This is a genomic window from Algoriphagus lacus, from assembly GCF_003583985.1.
GTDB classification, from domain to species: domain Bacteria; phylum Bacteroidota; class Bacteroidia; order Cytophagales; family Cyclobacteriaceae; genus Algoriphagus; species Algoriphagus lacus.
Window position 1 is genome coordinate 248,601 of the sequence record NZ_QXML01000006.1, and the last position, 19,526, is coordinate 268,126.

The 19,526-nt window shown below is 42.7% G+C and carries 16 protein-coding genes; 13 read left to right on the top strand and 3 right to left on the bottom strand.

Annotation, left to right across the window (positions count from 1 at the left end; translation table 11 throughout):
- Window positions 1-49: 49 nt before the first annotated feature.
- Complete coding sequence (locus tag D0X99_RS13470; RefSeq protein ID WP_119478357.1) at window positions 50-1,462, top strand: NAD-dependent epimerase/dehydratase family protein; 1,413 nt, start codon at window positions 50-52, stop codon at window positions 1,460-1,462.
- Between the two features lie 49 nt (window positions 1,463-1,511).
- A complete protein-coding gene (locus D0X99_RS13475) occupies window positions 1,512-2,462 on the top strand; it encodes an aldo/keto reductase (protein ID WP_119478358.1) in 951 nt (316 codons plus the stop codon).
- Between the two features lie 38 nt (window positions 2,463-2,500).
- Here the strand turns inward: D0X99_RS13475 and trpF are convergent, their stop codons facing one another.
- Window positions 2,501-3,121: a phosphoribosylanthranilate isomerase gene (gene trpF / locus D0X99_RS13480; RefSeq protein WP_119478359.1), complete on the bottom strand. Its 621-nt coding sequence runs from the start codon at window positions 3,119-3,121 to the stop codon at window positions 2,501-2,503.
- A gap of 131 nt (window positions 3,122-3,252) precedes the next feature.
- Here trpF and D0X99_RS13485 point away from each other — a divergent pair, with 131 nt between their 5' ends.
- From D0X99_RS13485 to D0X99_RS13530, 10 genes are all read left to right on the top strand, one after another.
- Entirely contained in the window at window positions 3,253-3,942 is a 690-nt protein-coding gene (locus tag D0X99_RS13485) for a hypothetical protein (protein ID WP_119478360.1), read from the top strand.
- Window positions 3,929-5,584, top strand: a complete 1,656-nt coding sequence (locus D0X99_RS13490; protein WP_119478361.1) for a S8 family serine peptidase — start codon at window positions 3,929-3,931, stop codon at window positions 5,582-5,584. The genes D0X99_RS13485 and D0X99_RS13490 overlap by 14 nt, the downstream gene beginning before the upstream one ends.
- Window positions 5,585-5,638: 54 nt before the next feature.
- The gene (rpe, locus tag D0X99_RS13495; RefSeq protein WP_119478362.1) at window positions 5,639-6,289 is read left to right on the top strand and encodes a ribulose-phosphate 3-epimerase; all 651 of its coding nucleotides are present in this window, start codon (window positions 5,639-5,641) and stop codon (window positions 6,287-6,289) included.
- A gap of 108 nt (window positions 6,290-6,397) precedes the next feature.
- Window positions 6,398-6,898 carry a hypothetical protein gene (locus D0X99_RS13500; protein ID WP_199708092.1) on the top strand — a complete coding sequence of 167 codons (501 nt, stop codon included), beginning with the start codon at window positions 6,398-6,400 and terminating at the stop codon, window positions 6,896-6,898.
- A gap of 93 nt (window positions 6,899-6,991) precedes the next feature.
- Complete coding sequence (locus D0X99_RS13505) at window positions 6,992-8,011, top strand: hypothetical protein (RefSeq protein WP_233553721.1); 1,020 nt, start codon at window positions 6,992-6,994, stop codon at window positions 8,009-8,011.
- A 94-nt stretch (window positions 8,012-8,105) separates the two neighbouring features.
- Window positions 8,106-10,625, top strand: a complete 2,520-nt coding sequence (gene gyrA, locus D0X99_RS13510; RefSeq protein WP_119478364.1) for a DNA gyrase subunit A — start codon at window positions 8,106-8,108, stop codon at window positions 10,623-10,625.
- A 24-nt stretch (window positions 10,626-10,649) separates the two neighbouring features.
- A complete protein-coding gene (locus D0X99_RS13515) occupies window positions 10,650-11,858 on the top strand; it encodes a tetratricopeptide repeat protein (protein WP_119478365.1) in 1,209 nt (402 codons plus the stop codon).
- A gap of 270 nt (window positions 11,859-12,128) precedes the next feature.
- Window positions 12,129-13,130, top strand: coding sequence for an acyloxyacyl hydrolase (locus D0X99_RS13520; RefSeq protein ID WP_158587705.1), 1,002 nt, complete (start codon window positions 12,129-12,131; stop codon window positions 13,128-13,130).
- A gap of 90 nt (window positions 13,131-13,220) precedes the next feature.
- Entirely contained in the window at window positions 13,221-15,683 is a 2,463-nt protein-coding gene (locus D0X99_RS13525) for a PIG-L family deacetylase (protein WP_119478367.1), read from the top strand.
- A gap of 102 nt (window positions 15,684-15,785) precedes the next feature.
- Window positions 15,786-17,504, top strand: coding sequence for a sodium:solute symporter (locus D0X99_RS13530; RefSeq protein WP_119478368.1), 1,719 nt, complete (start codon window positions 15,786-15,788; stop codon window positions 17,502-17,504).
- 69 nt (window positions 17,505-17,573) lie between these two features.
- On the opposite strand, the gene D0X99_RS13535 is transcribed toward D0X99_RS13530, so the two are convergent.
- Window positions 17,574-18,422, bottom strand: coding sequence for a DUF2911 domain-containing protein (locus D0X99_RS13535; protein ID WP_119478369.1), 849 nt, complete (start codon window positions 18,420-18,422; stop codon window positions 17,574-17,576).
- Window positions 18,423-18,447: 25 nt separating this feature from the next.
- A complete protein-coding gene (locus D0X99_RS20410; protein ID WP_158587706.1) occupies window positions 18,448-18,615 on the bottom strand; it encodes a hypothetical protein in 168 nt (55 codons plus the stop codon).
- On the opposite strand from D0X99_RS20410, the gene D0X99_RS13540 reads away from it, so the two are divergent.
- Entirely contained in the window at window positions 18,602-19,522 is a 921-nt protein-coding gene (locus D0X99_RS13540) for a 2-hydroxyacid dehydrogenase (RefSeq protein ID WP_119478370.1), read from the top strand. The genes D0X99_RS20410 and D0X99_RS13540 overlap by 14 nt on opposite strands.
- The last annotated feature ends 4 nt before the right edge of the window (window positions 19,523-19,526 follow it).

Below are 19,526 nucleotides of genomic sequence, written 5' to 3' on the forward strand. Positions count from 1 at the left end.
ACAGACATAGACTGAGTGAAGTTTATGCTTTACTCAGCCTATTGTTTTTATGCCCCATTCAAAAATAATCTCAGATCCTCAAAAACTTACCGTTGCCATCGCAGGGGCTGGAGGATATATCGGTAGTTGGTTTATTGAACTTTTTAAGGACCGCTATCATCTTGTTGGGCTCAGTCGTCGACAAATTCAAAGCAATCCCTATCCGGAGGTGGAATGGAGGCAAGTGGAGCTTTATTCCATTACCTCCACAGTAGACGCTCTCAAAGGAGTGGATGTGGCAATCTATTTGGTTCATTCCATGAATGCTTCCACGAGGTTGAATCAGGGGAGTTTTGAAGATACAGATCTTCTTTTGGCGGATAATTTCAGTAGAGCAGCGGAGATAAGTGATGTCAAGCAAATCATCTACCTCGGCGGATTGCTGCCGGACGAGCCTGAAGAAAAGCTTTCCCGTCATTTGAAAAGCCGCTTGGAGGTGGAGCAAACACTCGGGTCCAGAAAATCAAAATTAACAGCCATTCGAGCTTCTATTATTGTAGGTCCGGGAGGTTCGAGTTTTGACATGATCCAGAATTTGGTCAGAAAACTTCCGGTTTTGATGTGTCCTAAATGGACTGAATCCCTGACTCAGCCTATTTCGCTGAGGGACACCTTGGATATCTTGGATTCCTGCATCGGTAATCCCAATGTTTATGGAAAAGTGATCGAAATAGGCAGCCCGGAAGTGATGTCCTATCGCAGTATGCTGGAACGGACTGCTAAGGTCATGGGTAAAAAAAGGCTGGTATTTTCGGTTCCGGTTTTCTCTCTCGGCCTCTCCAAATTCTGGGTGGGATTGTTTGGTGACAGCCCGCCACAGTTGGTATCGCCGTTGGTCGAAAGTTTGCGTCATACTCTTTTGGTGTCTCCAGAATTAGCATTCAAAGAAAAACACATTGATTATCAGAGTTTAGAGGAATCCATTGAGACCGCATTGAAATCCAATGAAAGACCAAAACTTCCCGTTTTTATTACAAAAGGCGGAGTGAAAAACACGGTGAGGTCTATTCAGCGGATGGAGAATCATGGTAAGAATTCGGCTCTTTGGGTTGCAAAGAGGTATAATTTATGGCTTCCCAGTTATTTCAGGTTTTTGATTAACGGGAAAGTCTCGGAAAAAGGGGAGATAGGTTTTCACTTGCTTTGGGGGAAAAAGCCAATGCTCCAACTCACGCTGATTCCAGATCGCAGCGATGTGGGTAGACAGCTTTTTTACATTACCGGAGGTTGGTTGGTCAAGCGTTTTGATTACGGTTGGCTTGAATTCAGAGAGGTATTGGGCAGTCGATACATACTTTCTGCCATTCATGAATTTGTCCCAAGATTACCATGGTTCATATATGTAAATACGCAGGCTAAATTGCATCTTTGGGTTATGAACCGATTCAAAAAATACTTGTCAAAAAAGCAGGTAAATGGGTGATTGGTTCGTTTTCAATAGTTAGTAACCAGAATGTCAACCAAATATCACAATGAAAGAACTTCAATTTAAAAACGGAGATAAACTACCTATTTTAGGTCTGGGAACTTGGAAAAGTAAGCCCGGTGAAGTCCGTCAGGCGGTTTATTGGGCCATTGAGGCGGGATATCGTCACATCGATTGTGCGGCCATTTATCAAAATGAAAAAGAAGTGGGTCAGGGTATCGCTGATGCCATTGCTGAAGGATTTGTCAAGAGAAAAGACCTCTTTATCACTTCCAAACTTTGGAATGACAGTCACCGACACGAGGATGTTCATCCAGCTTTGGAAAAAACCTTGAATGATCTTCGACTGGATTATTTGGACCTTTATCTCATTCACTGGCCAATTGCATTTAAGCCGGGAATTGGTTTTGCAACCCACAGAGAAGAATATTACACCTATCAGGATGTGCCCTTGACTCAGACTTGGGAGGCGATGCAGGAACAAAAGTCCTCCGGTCGTGCAAAACATATCGGGGTGTCCAATTTTAATCAGGCAAAATTAAGTCAGCTATTGGCAGCAGAAGGGGAAAAGCCTGAAATGAATCAAATTGAACTTCATCCCTTTTTGCCTCAGGATGGCTTAGTCAAATTCTGCTCCGACAATGGGATTTTAGTGACAGCCTACTCGCCTTTAGGTTCGCCGGATTCCAGAGCTGAACGTCATAAAAACGATCCGAAATTGCTGGAAAACCCAGTGGTAGCTTCAATTGCACAAAAGCATGGAGCGAATGTGGGGCAGGTTCTGATCGCATGGTCGATCGCAAGAAATATCGCTGTAATACCAAAGTCTGTGAACCATGATCGAATCATTGATAATCTGAAGGCCGCAGACCTGAGTTTGGATGCTGAGGATATGCAAAAGCTGGCCAATATTGGAACCCATCACCGATTTGTGGATGGAAGCTTTTTCACTGGACCTCAGAGTCCGTACAAGCTCACCGATCTTTGGGACAGCTAAAAAAAATAACCCTGACAGATTTAGTCAGGGTTATTTTTTTACTCTTCTACTTCCAATTTTTCGAGCACATCGGCCATCAAATCAAAGTCCCTCAAACCGGGTTTGATTTCTTCACCGCCTGAAAGCGAAATCCCATAAAGGCGGCAGGAATCAATGAGATGTAGGACGTTTTCTGCCGAGACACCTGTACCAAGGATTACTTTGCAATCTTTTGCAAGTTTTTTAACTACTTCCAAATCATCCTCAGAAAGCAAGTTGTCTTTGGCGTAAACATGGAAAATAATTCCGGAATTGCTTAGCTCTTGAGCCACTTCAGGCTCGATGTGTTTGACATCCTCCAGGCTCATCTTGTAAATCAAGGAATAGCCTTTACCAACCAACCTTTTCAATTCTTCAATTCGATCGTATTCAATCCAGCTGATAGCAGGATAATCCGTTAAAATTTCCAGTATTTCCGGTTGTGACTCATGCGAAAACTCGCCTACAAAGTCTACACCGGAAAGCCACCCGGTAATCTCCTTGAATAATTCAGGAGTCACATATTTTTCAGAGGATTTGTCTAAAGAGAAGCCCAAAAGGTTGACATACATTCCCGAGCAATACCGCGCATCGCTCAGGTTTGTGATGCCGTTTATTTTTACAAAAGTTCGAAGTGCCATAAGTTTTAGTATTCGGAAGCGAAGGTAAGAAGCCGATTTTTGCCAGAAAAGTAAATCAGCTGTATCTAAAAAATCTGTTTGTGGAATTTTTAGCCGAAAAATGGATGTATTTTTAAGTTTAAATTTTCGGCATGATCAAACGCTTACCACTGGTTTTCATTCTCTTCTTTTTGATTCTGTCAGGCTGTGAGGAAGAAATAGAATCTCCGGAATTGGATTTGGAGTTGGATTATCAGCCGCTGGAGCTTGGAAATTTTTGGATTTATGATGTCGATCAGACGGTATATTTTGGGGAAAATGATTCTGAGTCTTCGAGGTTTTTTTTCAGAGACATAATCCGGGGTTCCTATTTGAATGCGGAACGGGAAATTGTATTCATTCTGGAGCGCTCTAAATCAACCAATCAGTCGGAATGGACCAAGGAACTGGAATACACGATTGTTTCCAGGGACAATTCCATCATCCGAACGATCAATAATGAAGCGGTAATTGCTTTGGTGTTTCCGCCTGAGGAAGGTAAAATCTGGAACGGTAAAAGCTATCAGGCAGAAGGGGACGATGATTTTGAAATTGATTTGGTAGGACCATCGGAGATACCGGGATTTGAAAATACGCTTTCACTGAGAGTGAACCAGGAAAATTTGGACGACAAAGTTACCGTTAGGGATGTCCGCTATGAAATTTTTGGCAAAGGGGTCGGCCTATTGGAAAAATATGATGAGGTAATAACCTACTGTTCGCGAAACGATTGTTTAGGAGATCAGTTAATAGATGGTGGAAGCAAAACACACCTAAAACTGGTGGAGTATGGGAAAGATTAAGTATTTGGTTGGGTTTTTTACTTTTTTCAGCTTGGCGCTCACACTTAATGCACAGGATCGATATGCTGTGTATTTCAAATTCAAACCCCAATCTGCCTATTCCCTTTCTAAGCCTCAGGAGTTTTTGACCTCGAAAGCGTTGGCAAGGAGGCTACGGGAAGGAATCCAACCTGACAGTTTGGATTTGCCCGTGTCTTCCAAATACCTGGAGCAAGTGGCACCACTTGCAAAATATGTTTTGTACACCAGTAAGTGGATGAATGCCGCACTCTTGGTGACCGACAAGGTCGGAGCAGAGAAAATGAGTGCCTTACCTTTTGTGGCCAAAGTCGAACTCGCAGCAAAGGGCTTTCTTCCACCCCCCAATGGCAGGATTGATTCCGAGGACAAGCCTTTGAAATCCCGGAAAGATCCAAAGTTGAATACCCGAGAATTGGGCTTGACTGCAAATTCATATGATTTTCAAAATTCCCTTATCGGAATTGACCAGATGCATAAGGAGGGATTTACCGGAGATGGAGTTACCGTTGCGGTATTTGACGCCGGTTTTCCAGGTGTAAAAACAGCATCGTCTTTTGCCCACCTTTTCACCAATAATCAAATCCTTGGACAACGGGATTTTGTAAGAACATGGAATAATGACGTCTTTATTGACAATCAGCATGGCACCAATGTTCTTTCCTTAATTGCGGCCAATGAACCCGCCAAATTGGTTTCCGGGGCTTATGATTCTGATTTTATTTTAGTCATTACTGAAGAAGTCGCGACCGAATACCAAGTGGAAGAGTACAACTGGGTGAGAGGGGCAGAGTATGCCGATAGCTTGGGAGTGGATATTATCAACAGTTCTTTGGGTTATTGGGATTTTGATGATCCGGCCATGAATTACACCATTGCCGATCTTGACGGAAAAACAGCTGTCATCACCAAAGGAGCAACGATTGCTGCCGAAAAAGGGATATTGGTTGTAAACAGTGTTGGGAATTACGGAAGCAGAGGAACTTCCAGTTTGGTCGCGCCTGCGGATGCAAAGGGAATTTTATCCATCGGTTCGGTAAAGACTACAGGAGATGTATCAGGTTTCAGTTCCAGAGGCCCTACGGGAGATGGAAGAATTAAGCCCGAGTTGGCTGCTTTTGGTGACAGTCCGGTGTTAATCCGTTCCAATGGTGTGGTAGGTTCATCCAACGGCACCTCGTTTTCGGCTCCACAGATTGCTGCCTTGGCTGCTGGTTTATGGGAAGCTAGGCCGGAATGGACCAAGGATCAGTTGATTTTGAACTTGCTGCGCAGTGCTACTCAATATGATAAACCCGACAATCTGCTGGGTTATGGTGTTCCTAACTTTATGGACGCTTACTATGGAGAAATTCTTTCCGTTGAGGAAGAGGAGAACCAACAATGGAAAGTTTATCCAAATCCCGTTGAATCAGATGAAATCAGTATCCTGTATGGGACTGGTCTAAGAAGTGAAATTGAGGTGATCGATACGAACGGCAGAATTCTTCTACGGTCAGAAATGGTTCGAACTGATCCAAAATCTCCTTACAGAGTTCAGTTGAAGGGGATCAATTCAGGTATTTACCTAATACAATTGAGCGAGGGAGCACTCATTTGGAAAACTAAATTGCTGAAACGCTAGGTATTTTGGCTCTGCGAGGAATTTGATTTGTTTTGTAAAGCTAATTTTCACCCTATGATACCCTTGATCGCCCCGTCCATTCTTGCAGCAGATTTTGCAAATCTTCAAAAAGAAGTCGAAATGCTGAATGCTTCCCAGGCGGATTACATCCATGTGGATATCATGGACGGTGTTTTTGTTCCCAATATTTCGTTTGGTATTCCGGTAACAGAGGCGATTCAAAAACATGCCGAAAAGCCTCTCGATGTTCACCTCATGATCGTGAATCCGGATCATTACCTGGAGGCTTTCAGAAATGCTGGCGCTGAAATCATATCGGTCCACTATGAAGCCTGCACCCACCTTCATCGGACTATTCAGGCCATCCATAAGCTTGGTGCAAAAGCCGGCGTTGCAATCAACCCCCATACTTCGGTTGAATTATTGGGAGAAATCATTGACCATATCGATCTAGTTTGCATTATGTCTGTCAATCCCGGATTCGGAGGGCAAAAGTTCATTCAAAACACCTATTCCAAAGTGTCGAGATTGAAAGAGTTGATTCTACAAAAACACTCCTCTGCAAAAATTGAAATTGATGGAGGGGTCAATCTCGAGAATGCTCCCAAGCTGATCTCTGCAGGAGCCGATGTGTTGGTGGCGGGAAGTTTTGTTTTCAATTCCTCAGATCCCGGGGCTACGATCGCTGCATTGAAGTCTTTTTGAACTAGAGTTTACCGTTTATCATAAAATACCTTTAAAGCCCATTTTTTACTTGGTTTTAGAAATGGTTCAGGTTTTATTGAAGTATTAACCATTAAAACCATTACCATTATGAAAAAAATCTGGATGTTTTTTGTCCTTTTTGGAGGACTTAGTTTGGCCGTATTTGCTCAGGAAGCAACTGTTGAAGAGGCCGTTACGGATGAGGATCTTAAGAAGTACGCGACAGTGGAAGTAATGACCTCTGAGTTTGTGCAGAAGAAAACCGATGAGTTGAGAAACATGATCCTGAATAACGAAGTGATCAAAGGAGGAGCGAGGTACAATGAGATAAAAGCAGCTTGGGGCGATGAAGCCAAATTGACCGCTGCCAATGTTACTCCTGAAGAAAAGGCTGCTTATCAGGTGATTTTGGATTTTCAGGGATCGCTTCAGCAATCGGTGGTCGATTACAAAACAGAATTGATCAAGGATGATGCTATCCTCGGTGTATCCACTTATAACAAGGTAAACGGAGCTATAAAAGAAGACCCAGCTCTAAAGGAAAAGATGGATCAGATGGTGGAAGAAATGAAAGCCAAAGAAGGGGACGGAGATAATCCTGTTAACTAAAATTTAACTGGCAAAAGATTTGAAGAAGCCTCCGGAAACAGAGGCTTCTTTTTTATTTTCACACCAATCGATCCGGTTTTCCGTTATCCAAACATGACAAAGAACTATTTTCCGCTGCTGGCTTTATTGCTATTCCTTTTTCAAACTCCTACCAAAGCTCAGGATGAGGATATATTCGGGATAAGTGAAAAGGCCAAAAACCCCAAAAGTGAATCTGGAGTAGGAAACGTTTTCAGAAATGTCCTTGAAATGTTTTCCTTGGAGATTTCCACAGGAGCAGCTTACCATCAGATGGCCATGGATTTTTATTCCCCAAATCCTTCGCTTTATCCGATCAAGCAATATCAAAACTTTGAAAGCTCTGCCTTTACCTTACAGGACACACTTTCACTCAGCAGCAATGAATGGATTTTTCCGCTTGTCAACGGCGGGGTAAGAATCAATCTGTTTAACCTGTTGACCATCGGGGGAGGATTCGGGCAGGAGTGGGGAAGTCTGGCTCCGATGAGAGGAAACGATCATGAGTTTCCTTTTGAAGGAGCTACCTATCAATTGAGCAAAACCTACGGGACAGTAGGGCTTGTCCTTTATGATGCTAGACGCCGCCAGAAATTTCTTACCTGGCAATACAGAAAATACAGCACGAACAATCTATACATGCAATCTGAACTTCGACAGCGAGCACGTCAGAATTACCCTTGGCGGTTTATTCTGGAGGGAGAGTTTGGAAACATGAAATTAAAAAATGCTTACGATCCGTCACTTTCCACTCCAGGTAATCCTTATGAACCAAAACTGGCGGTTTCCCAGGATCCTTATTTTGGGGTTTCCATGCGGATGGAATATGATTTTTCGGAGTACACCAAAGTGTTTGTAAAAGGTGGGGCAGAGTTTCGAAAGTTCACTTATGCGTCAACTGATTTCGCTGAACTTAAAAATATTGACCAGACTGTTTATGGTTTGCAGGTGGGAGCAGCCATCAAAATTCCAGGTACTAAACGCTGTAAAATCGGGGGGTGTGGGGTAGTGATGAAGCACTTGCATGACGGGATTGAATTCCGTGGAAGTTCCATTTTTAGAATGCAAAACCGTAAAATTGGCCAATGGTATTAAAGTCCTGACCACTCAACAAGGTTTGATTCAGCATTTCAAAACCATGCAGTTTTTACTATCTTGCAGCCTTATTTGACGCGCGAAAAAGCACAATATGGCCCAAGGAGAGAACGAGCACATCATACCGATTAATATTGAAGAGGAAATGCGTGGTGCTTACATCGATTATTCGATGTCGGTTATTGTTTCCAGAGCACTTCCTGATGTCCGAGACGGACTCAAGCCAGTTCACAGACGTATTCTTTATGGGATGCAAGAACTGGGAGTTTTACACAACAAGCCTTATAAAAAGTCAGCCAGAATCGTAGGTGAGGTTTTGGGTAAATATCACCCGCACGGGGACTCTGCGGTTTATGAAACGATGGTTAGAATGGCCCAGGATTGGTCCCTTCGTTACACCATGGTGGATGGTCAGGGTAACTTTGGCTCCATTGATGGGGACAATCCTGCCGCGATGCGTTACACTGAGGCGAGACTTAAACGTATCGCTGAAGAATTACTGGTGGACATCAATAAAGATACCGTTGATTTCCAGTTTAACTTTGACGATTCACTAAAGGAGCCTACGGTGCTTCCTGCAAAAGTACCAGCATTGTTACTCAATGGTGCATCCGGTATTGCGGTTGGTATGGCTACAAACATGGCTCCTCACAACTTGGGTGAGGTCATTGATGGGATTATCGCCTACATCGAAAACAGGGAGATTACAGTTGCAGAATTGATGAAATACATCATTGCTCCTGACTTTCCTACTGGAGGAATCATTTATGGATATAACGGGGTAAAAGCTGCATTTGAAACAGGTCGCGGAAGAATAGTTGTACGTGGCAAGGCCAATGTTGAGATCAAAGAAGGGGGAAATAAGGAAATGATTGTCATTACCGAAATTCCTTACATGGTCAACAAAGCCAACATGGTCGAAAAGACCGCTCAGCTGATCAATGAGAAAAAGATTGAGGGTATCTCTGCAATTCGTGATGAGTCTGATCGCTCTGGTATGCGAGTGGTTTATGAACTGAAAAGAGATGCAATTGCAAGTGTGGTTTTGAACAACCTGTATAAGCAGACTGCTCTTCAGACTTCCTTCTCAGTTAACAACGTTGCCCTAGTCAAAGGTCGTCCTCAGACGCTTAACCTTAAGGACATGATTGTCCACTACGTTAGCCACAGACACGAAGTGGTAGTTCGTAGAACAGAATTTGAACTGAAGGAAGCTGAAAAGAGAGCGCATATTTTGCAGGGATACCTGATTGCTTTGGATCACTTGGATGAGGTAATTGCCTTGATCCGAAACTCTGCTGATCCGGAAACAGCCCGCAATGGCTTGATGGAGCGATTTGAACTGAGCGAAATTCAGGCAAGAGCAATTCTTGATATGAGATTGCAGCGTTTGACCGGCATGGAGCGTGATAAAATTGTACAGGAGTACAAGGAAATCATGGCCTTGATCGAAGAGTTGAAGGAAATCCTTGCCAATGAGGTTAAACGAATGGAGATCATTAAGTCCGAACTTCTTGAAATGAAGGAAAGATATGCTGATGATCGCAGAACCGAAATTGAGCATAATGCTGAGGACTTCAGCTACGAAGACATGATTCCTAATGAGGAAGTCGTCATCACTGTTTCTCACCAAGGCTATGTAAAGCGTACTGCCCTCACAGAATACCGAACTCAAGGAAGAGGTGGAGTGGGATCCAAAGGAGTAAGTACTAAAGAAGACGACTGGACTGAATACATATTTACTGCCTCGACTCACAATTACTTACTGATCTTTACAGATAAAGGAAAGTTATTCTGGCTTAAAACCTATGCTATTCCGGAAGGATCAAAAACTTCCAAGGGCCGTCCGATCCAAAATTTGATCAATATTGAATCTGATGATAAAATCAGATCCATTATTCAGGTGGAGAGTTTGGATGATCAGGATTACCTGAACAATCATTTCCTGGTGATGATTACCAAGCAGGGGATTATCAAAAAGACCACTTTGGAACAATACAGTAGACCACGTACCAATGGAATTATTGCATTGAATATCAGGGAGGAAGACCAATTGGTAAATGTGAACATGACCAATGGGAATCAGCACATTGTTATTGCTGCCAAATCAGGCAGAGCTATTCACTTCCACGAATCAGCCGTTCGTCCAATGGGAAGGACAGCCACAGGGGTAAAGGCCATCACGTTAAATGATGATAAAGATTATGTCATTGGCATGGTTTGTGCCTCGGAGGAAAGCGCAACGCTGCTGGTGGTTTCCGAAAAAGGTTATGGAAAACGTTCCGACCTTGAGGAATATCGAATTACAAACCGCGGTGGAAAAGGAGTGAAAGCAATGAATGTGACTGAAAAAACAGGAGCACTAGTTGCAATCAAACAAGTGGTGGATTCTGATGATTTGATGATCATCAACAAGTCAGGAATCACCATCCGAATCTCCATGGAGCAGCTGAGAGTAATGGGTCGTGCAACACAAGGTGTTCGACTTATTAGAGTAGGCGAGGGAGATGAAATTTCATCGGTAGAAAAAATTTCAAGGGAGGAAGATGAAAATTCAGAATCTTCCGATCTTGCGGGCGAATCTTCCGAAACAACTGAAGAAACAACTGAATAACCAAACAATTAAGAAAAAACGCTAATGAAAAAGCTAATTCTCTCAATGGTCCTGGTTGGTGCAACAACCTTGGCCTTTGGACAAAAGAAAGTAGTAAAAGAAGCTGAAAAAGGTTTCAAATCCGGCAATCTTGAAGCTGCTTTGACTGCAGTTGAAGCTGCTACGACCAATCCGGAAACTAGTGGCGATCCTGCTACATTCCTTTTGAAAGCACAAATCCAGACTAAAATGTTTGGTTCTGATTCCTCCAACACCTCGGAAACATTGGGGGTAGGTGTTGCTGCGCTGGAGACATTCAACAAAACCTTTGAAATGGCCGGTAGTGATAAAACTACAGGAGTAGGAAAAGAAGTCTATACAGATGAAGTTGCTGGGGTTCCAGACAACTTGAGACCCTATTCAATTTTCACCTTGAAGAATGCTTCATTTGACAAAGGGATTGAGCGATACAATGAAAACGATCTTGAAATGGCATATGAGTTTTTCAATCTTGCCGGTGAGATCGATTTGAAGGATACTACCATTCACTACAATGCTGGCTTCCTTGCAAATGACTTGGGTAAATTCGAAGAGGCAAAAAGACACTTTGGCTATTTGTTGGATATTCCAGGTTATAACAAGCTGAATGCGTATTACTTCATGGTTCAGATTCTTAGCACTGAAGATAAAAACCCTCAGGCAGCTTTTGACATCGTAACCAAAGCAAAAGCTGAGTACCCAACTGACAAAGTACTTGCTGAATATGAGATCCAGTTGCTCCTACAATTGAACAAGATGGATGAAGCCATGGCTCAGATCAAGGATGCCTTGGCAAATGATCCAAACAATACAGGTCTTTTATTGAGATCAGGTTATTTGAAAGAGCAGGCTGGTGATTTGGAAGGTGGATTGGCAGATTACAAAAAATCTGTAGAAATCGATCCAAACTACTTCGAAGGAAATTACTACACCGGAGCTTTGTTGCTTGAATTGTCTAGAAAAATTCTTAACGATTTGAACTCTCTTTCTGACGCAGAATGGGAAAAGCAATCTCAGACTCTTGGCAAACAGGCAGATGACTATTACAAGCAGTCTGTTCCTTACTTTACCAAGGCATTGGAGATCAAACCTGACAATACAGACATCATGATTGTATTGTATCAAGTTCACACCAGATTGAAAAACACTGCAGAAGTGGATGCTTTGAACAAGAAGTTGACAGAATTGCTTGGTGCAAACTGGCAGGAGAAGTAATACAATAGGATAAAAGATACATTGAAAAGGCCAGCTGAAAAGCTGGCCTTTCTTGTTTTTAGGGGTTTTTAAAATAATGTGGACTTTGAAGTTGAACTGTAGTTGCCTAATATTTAATACTTTTGTCCTACCCCGCCTTTTGAAGTACCTTTTATGGATAAACTGTTTAAAATTGGATTTTTGGTCTTTTTATTTTTTACATCTGAGCTTTTATGGGCTCAGGAAAAGAAATTCCAAAAAACATTTGGTTTTTCTTATGAAACGGGACCAATGCTCAGTAATGGTACGGACTGGGGAGATGAGGTTAAAAATGCCGTTGATTATAAGGCATTGGATTTTCAACTGGGCTGGAGGAAAATTTCTAATTCAAAATTTAATTACCTCTACCGGTATCCAACTTTGGGGATAGGGTTTAATACAACAATTCCTTACTACTCTGAAATCGGAAGACCTCAAGCCCTTTATGGATTTATGGAAATCCCTTTTTCAATTTCTGGACAAAACAACAGGGTGAGTTTCGGATATTTCATGCAATTAGGCATTGGGTTCAATCTCAAGCCGTATGATCCCGCCGTCAATCCAAATAATCAGTACATCGGATCAAAAGTCAATTGCTATATTCAAATGGGGGTGAATTCGACCGTTCGAATATCAGAACGGATTGATTTTCAGGCTAGCTTGGGATTAAAGCATTATTCCAATGGTGCTACCAAAAGGCCCAATGCTGGGATTAACCTCTTTCCTTTGAACATGGGCCTGAATGTAAAGCTTGGGGATATCAAACCTATTCCAACCGAAGCGCCGGTGATTGAAGAAAAAGGGCTTCGGACATTTTGGAATATTGCTCTTTATACCGGAATGAAAAATTATGAAATCGGTGATCCAGCCTATTTCAGGGGAGGTTTAGGATTAAATTATTTATTCGAACCGACCTATAAATATCGATTTGGTCTTGGGCTCGACTTTTTCTGGGCTCAAGGGATGGAGAAAAGATTTCCGGAAGGTGATTTTTCCTTTAAAGATCAGACATCTTTGGCCGTCGTAGGGTCTTGGGAGTGGCAGTTGACAGAGCGACTTTATGTCCCTATTGGTCTGGGAGCTTATTTATACCGTAATGAATTGAACCAAGAGATTACCTGGTTTTATGAGCGAATCGGCGCGCGATATCGGTTTGACAACAATATGTTTGCTGGGATGCAAATCAAAGCACACAAAGCCAAGGCTGACTTCTTTGAATTTACTTTTGGTTATACTATTCCGGGAAAAAGGTGATTTTGAGCCTTAGAATATCTTCCATTAATCACAAAATATTTTTATTTCCCTTTGGATTCAGATAGCTTTCTGCGTCAATTAAAACCCTCTATGCTAAGACCCAAAGTAGTTCAGGCTTCTTTACTCGTTTTATTTGGATTTTTTGGCTATTTCGTTCAGGCTCAGTCCATTCCCTCGTCCCGAATTTATCATCAGCTTCTTCAGGTAAAAGAAACGAAAAGAGTTCTTTATGTAGCAGCTCATCCGGATGATGAAAATACCCGACTGATTGCTTACCTGGCCAACGGTGAACATGCAGAAGTGGCTTACCTAAGCCTTACCCGGGGAGATGGGGGGCAAAATCTGATTGGAAAGGAACTCGGGATCGAATTGGGTCAGATTCGAACTCAGGAATTGATCAAAGCTCGGGAAACGGATGGTGGAAGGCAGTATTTCACCCGTGCTATGGATTTTGGCTACAGTAAAAATCCTACTGAAACCTTTCAGAACTGGGAAAAAGAAAAGGTCTTGTCAGATGTGGTTTGGGCAATCCGAAAATTCCAACCGGATATCATCATTACCCGATTCAATACCATTCCCGGCGTCACTCACGGACATCACACGACTTCAGCAATTTTGGCTGGAGAGGCTTTTGAATTGGCTGGAAAGTCCGATGCTTTTCCTGAGCAACTTCAATGGATAAAACCTTGGCAAGCCAAGCGAATCTTCTTCAATGCCTATAATTTTCAGGGAGAGTTTAAGCCTGAAGAGGGTAAAAAATATCACGTGTTCGAAGTTGGCGGTTACGATCCTTTGTTAGGTGAGACCTATCACCAAATCGCCGCCGACAGCCGTACCATGCACAAATCCCAGGGATTTGGAGCTACAGCAGGAACCGGAGAGGCCAAGGATTACATCCAACTGGTAGCAGGTGAGGATTATTCAGGAAGTCCATTTGATGGAGTCTCCGATAGATGGGAAGGCATCATGGGTGGGAAGGAAATTAAACTGCAAATTGAGCAAACGATTTCAACCTTTGATTTTGTCCAACCTGACAAGAATGTGGAGAAATTACTGAAACTGAGGTCTTCAATGCTGGCGCTTTCGTCTCAGGAAACTTGGATCAGGGAAAAAATTGATAAGCTGGATCAGGTTATTTTTAGATCCTTGGGACTTGAATTTGAATTCAATGTAAGGAAAGAAACGGGCTTTCCAGGGGAAGAGGTCAAGGCTGAATTGATTTTAAATAACCCATCAAGAATAGGGATATCACAAATCAACTTTGAAGTAAACGGACAGAATCTTCAGAGCGGAGTAAATGAAATTAAAGAAAATAAGACCGTATCCATTCCAGTTTCATTTACAATTCCTGAGGATGCTGTCTATTCCCAACCCTACTGGCTGGAAAACGCGATTGATGGGGCAGTCTATCAAGTAAATGATCAAGTACAAATCGGTAAGCCATTTAATGACGTAACGACTTCAGGTAATCTTACCTTTTCAATTGAAAATCATAAGTTTAAGGCCAACGTTCCGTTGCGATACAAGTTTAATGATCAGGTCGATGGAGAGGTGAAACAGCCCTTTACAATCGTCCCAGAAGTGGATTTGTCAGTTTCAAAGGAAAATGTTTTTCTGGTTTCCGGTGCTGATCCTACTTTGACTGTTACAGTCCATTTCAGAGATCAGTTTTTGGAAGGCAATCTGGATTTTGAAGGATTGGATACCACCCAATTCAAGATCCTGAGTATTGAAGACGTAGTTTTTCAGAAAAAACGAATCTATCAGGTTGGCTTTTTACCAAACGGAAACGGGAAAAAGACAATTACAGCCCGTTTTACGACGGCCCAAGGCAAAAGCTACGATCAACTGATTAAGCAGATTTCCTATAAGCATATCCCGAATCTCACCTATTTCAGTCCTGCCTCATTTAACCTGATTCAGGCGGATTGGAAGCTTTCCGGTGAAAAAATTGGCTATGTTCCCGGTGCTGGAGATGATGTTCCAGGAGTTTTGACTGCCTTGGGTTATAAGGTAACTATGATAGGTCCGGAGGATTATACGGTGGATTACCTGAGTCAATTTAAGGCGATTGTGGTTGGAATCCGTGCTTACAATACCAACGAAGATTTGTCTTCAAACCAGCAGGCAATGATGGGTTATGTCCGGTCTGGGGGAAATCTTATTATCCAGTATAATACGAGTTCACCACTTTTGACGAGTCAACTTGGTCCTTATCCGTTTACGATCGGAAGGGATCGGGTAGCTGTGCAGGGTTCTCCTGTGACTGCCGATTGGGCAAGCCCTGTTTTGGCCGGGCCAAATAAAGTAACTCAAGTTGATTTTGAAGGCTGGGTTCAGGAGAGAGGGCTTTATTTTGCCACTGCCATTGATTCGTCCTATCAGACACCATTAATCATGCAAGACCCGGATGAGAAACCTAACAACGGTTCACTTATCGTAGGAAAATATGGTCAAGGAAGTTTTGTTTATACCGGGATTTCATTTTTCAGGCAATTGCCTGCTGGGGTGCCGGGCGCAATCAAGTTATTTGTCAATCTGATAGAACAGTAAGATGGAAGAAAAACCAATTCGCTGGAATAGAATCTACTTGGGCCTAATGGCCAGTTTGGTGGTAATGATTGGATTGTTTTATTGGTTGTCAATTGCTTACTCATGAGTAATCTCGACTGGATAGTCCTATACGGCACCCTGATTTTGATCGCAGTTTATGGGATTTATAAAACCAGAGGGCGAAAGAATCTGGATTCCTACCTCCGCGGTCAACATTCCATGAACTGGTGGACGATCGGGCTTTCGATCATGGCTACCCAGGCCTCTGCGATTACTTTTCTGAGTACTCCGGGACAAGCCTATGAAGACGGAATGCGCTTCATTCAGTTTTATTTTGGGTTACCTTTAGCGATGATTATCATTTCGGTAAGTTTTATTCCCATCTATTATAAGCTGAAAGTATATACCGCTTACGAGTATTTGGAAAACCGTTTTGATCTCAAGACAAGGACCTTAACAGCTCTACTGTTCATTATTCAGCGAGGTTTGGCTGCCGGGATTACCATCTATGCGCCTGCTATTATTTTGTCCACGTTGCTGGGTTGGAATCTTACCTGGACCAATATTTTTATCGGTGTCTTGGTGATAATTTATACAGTTTCAGGGGGAACTGAGGCCGTTTCCATCACCCAAAAGCAGCAAATGGCCGTGATGATGGGAGGAATGCTTTTGGCAGGAATCATCGTAATCCAAATGCTTCCCATTTCCATTCAGGAGGCACTTCATGTCGCTGGGAAAATGGAAAAACTTAATGTGGTTAGTTTTGAATTTGACCTTGCTGACCGATACAATGTATGGTCAGGGATGACTGCTGCGGTCTTTCTGTTCCTTAGCTATTTTGGCACGGATCAAAGCCAGGTCGGGCGATATTTGTCCGGGCAGACCTTGGCCCAAAGTCGGATGGGATTGATCATGAACGGTTTTCTAAAAATCCCAATGCAGTTTGTGATCCTTTTTATCGGAGTAATGGTATTTGTTTTTTACCAGTTTATCCAGCCTCCGGTGTTCTTCAATCAGGTGCAGACAGATAAGCTACGCCAAAGCGAATATGCTCCTCAACTTGAGCAATTGGAAGAAAAATATCAGGCGAGTTTTGAGTCTGGAAAGGTAGCTTATGAGGAAATGATTTCAGCCATTGATAAGGGGGATGAAGGCAAAGCCGAAGAAATAAAGGGACAGATCAATGGAATAAAATCCGAACAATCCGGAATCCGCGAGGAGGTAAAGTCACTGATTAAGCTGAACGACCCGGAGGCCGAGACTCGGGACACGGATTACGTCTTCATGCGCTTTGTGATGGATTATTTGCCAAAAGGGGTCGTGGGACTTCTCTTTGCCGTAATTTTCTGTGCGGCTATGTCTTCTTCTTCTTCTGAATTGAATGCTCTAGGGTCCACAAGTACCGTGGATCTCTATAAAAGATCGGTCAAAAAAGAGGCGAGTGACCGCCATTATGTGATTTCCTCCAAATTCTTTACTGCTTTTTGGGGAGTAGGGGCAATTCTTTTTGCCACCTATGCTTCACTCTTTGAAAATCTAATCCAGGCGGTAAATCTGTTAGGCTCTTTGTTTTATGGATCCATCCTCGGAATCTTCATGGTGGGATTTTTCATGAAGTGGGTAAAAGGAAGAGCTGTCTTTATCGCTGCCCTGCTTTCTCAGGCGCTGATTCTAGTAATCCATTTCAGAAACGGTACAGGAATTTTAGGTTTCCATTGGGATATCGGATTCCTTTGGTACAACGCAATTGGATGCATCGCTGTAATGCTTTTTGCGTGGATCATGCAGCCAATGGTGGGTAAAAGTGTCGATCAATCCTAAATGAAGCTGAGTTAAGAGCATAAAAAAACTCCGAAGGAAACTTCGGAGTTTTTTTGTTTGCTATCCTGATTACTTGATCGATTTGATCAAACGATCATTAAGTGCGATATAATCCGGGTTTTTAGCTTCCTCGGCCATTTTCTTGGATTTGGTGGCAGAGTCGAGAGCTTCTGTTTTCATACCCAAAGCAAGTTCAATTTTTGCTCTCAAGTGCATGGTCCAATACTTTGGATCGCTATCTGTGGATTGCTTGATCCAAGCATAAGCCTGATTAAGGTCCTTGGTGTTAGTGAAGTAATAATTGGCAGCCTGATAAAGTAGGGATGGATTGGTGGAATTGGCATCAATCACCTGTTTTTTGATGTCAGCCATAACGATGTTATCTACTTCGGTGATAATCTTGAAATCTACCCGAGTGTATTCCCATTTCAGCGACATATCAGCTCCATTGTCAGTCAGGTTGTTGAAACTGATTTCAAACGTCTCGTATTTTTTGCTGGTTTTGGTAGGTTCAACGGTGAATCTTACCTGATCCTCTTCTTGCTTGTATCCGATTGCTCCCCAAAGTTTGGTGTTTTTGCTCAGGATGATGGTCCATTCGGCTTTTCCGGGAATGGCGTACAAGGCATAAGATCCAGCAGGGATTTCTTTTCCGTTGATCACTACCTCAGTGGTGAACGTCACTACAGTGGCAGCATTAGCCCCAGTTCTCCAGATTTCACCGTAAGGAACTAATTCTCCGAAAATTTTACGGCCTTTGGTGCTTGGACGACTGTAGTCGACCGTGACTGTAGTCAATCCAAATTGCTGGGAAATCTTTGCGCTTGGGCTGGATTGCGGCATTTGGATTTGCTGTGCAAAACTGACAAAACTTGCCAAAAACAAGGTCAGAAAGGTAAAGGTGAGTTTGTTGATCATGATGTTTGAAACTTTTTTGTTCGTCCTAGAATAACAAAACCTCTTCCAAAGTTTTGTTTTGTCCCGCAATTTCTAGCTTTTCTTTCCCTTTTTGCAAAACCAGTTCGGAATTTTGATCAGCGGGTTTTGATGAGGGGACGAAGTGGTTAATTTTGGTCAGTAACCCAACACGATTTTCAATGAGTTTAGCCATAATCAGCCCAGGTCGTAATCCCCAAGTTTGGATTGATGCCCTGACTTTTCATCAGCCGGACATAGATATTCAGGTTTATCCAGATATTGATCGTCCTGAAGATGTTGAGATGGCCCTGCTATGGCAGCATCCTCCAGGATACTTGAATACCCTTCCCAATCTTAGGCTGATCAGTTCTCTGGGTGCAGGCGTGGATCACATCTTAAGTGATTCTGCTGTCCAAGAATCCATGCCGATCGTGCGGATTGTGGATGAAAAGCTCACTTGGTCGATGACCAACTATGTCATCATGGGTGTGCTGAATTTTCACCGGCAAATCGCTCGTTACCAAAGTGACCAAAAGAAAAAGGTTTGGGACATGAGCAACCCTGAGATTCCGGTCAAAGTGGGAGTAATGGGAGTTGGAGCCCTTGGAGGAGACGTTTTGGATAAATTGAATTACCTCGGATTTCCTGTTTTTGGCTTTGGTTTTTCGGAGAAAATCGACTTCCCTTTTCCCTATTTCTCCAAAAATCAACTTCAGGATTTTCTTTCCCAGATTAATGTCTTGGTTTGTTTACTTCCTTTAACTCCAGAAACAGAAAGTATTTTGAATCTGGACCTTTTCAAAAAATGTAATCCTGGAACCTACCTGATCAATGTAGCACGTGGGAAGCATTTGGTGGAAGAGGATTTGATCCCAGCCTTGAATAAAGGCTATCTTTCTGGAGCACTTTTGGATGTTTACCGGAAAGAACCTTTGCCTACGAATCATCCATTTTGGGAGGAAGACCGAATCCAACTGACTCCGCATATTGCAAGCGTGACAAACCCCCAAGCGGCTGCTCCCCAAATAATTGAAAACTTTAGGAGATTGAAGGCCAACCAGCCACTTCTAAATCTCGTTAACCGACAAAGAGGTTATTAAATTT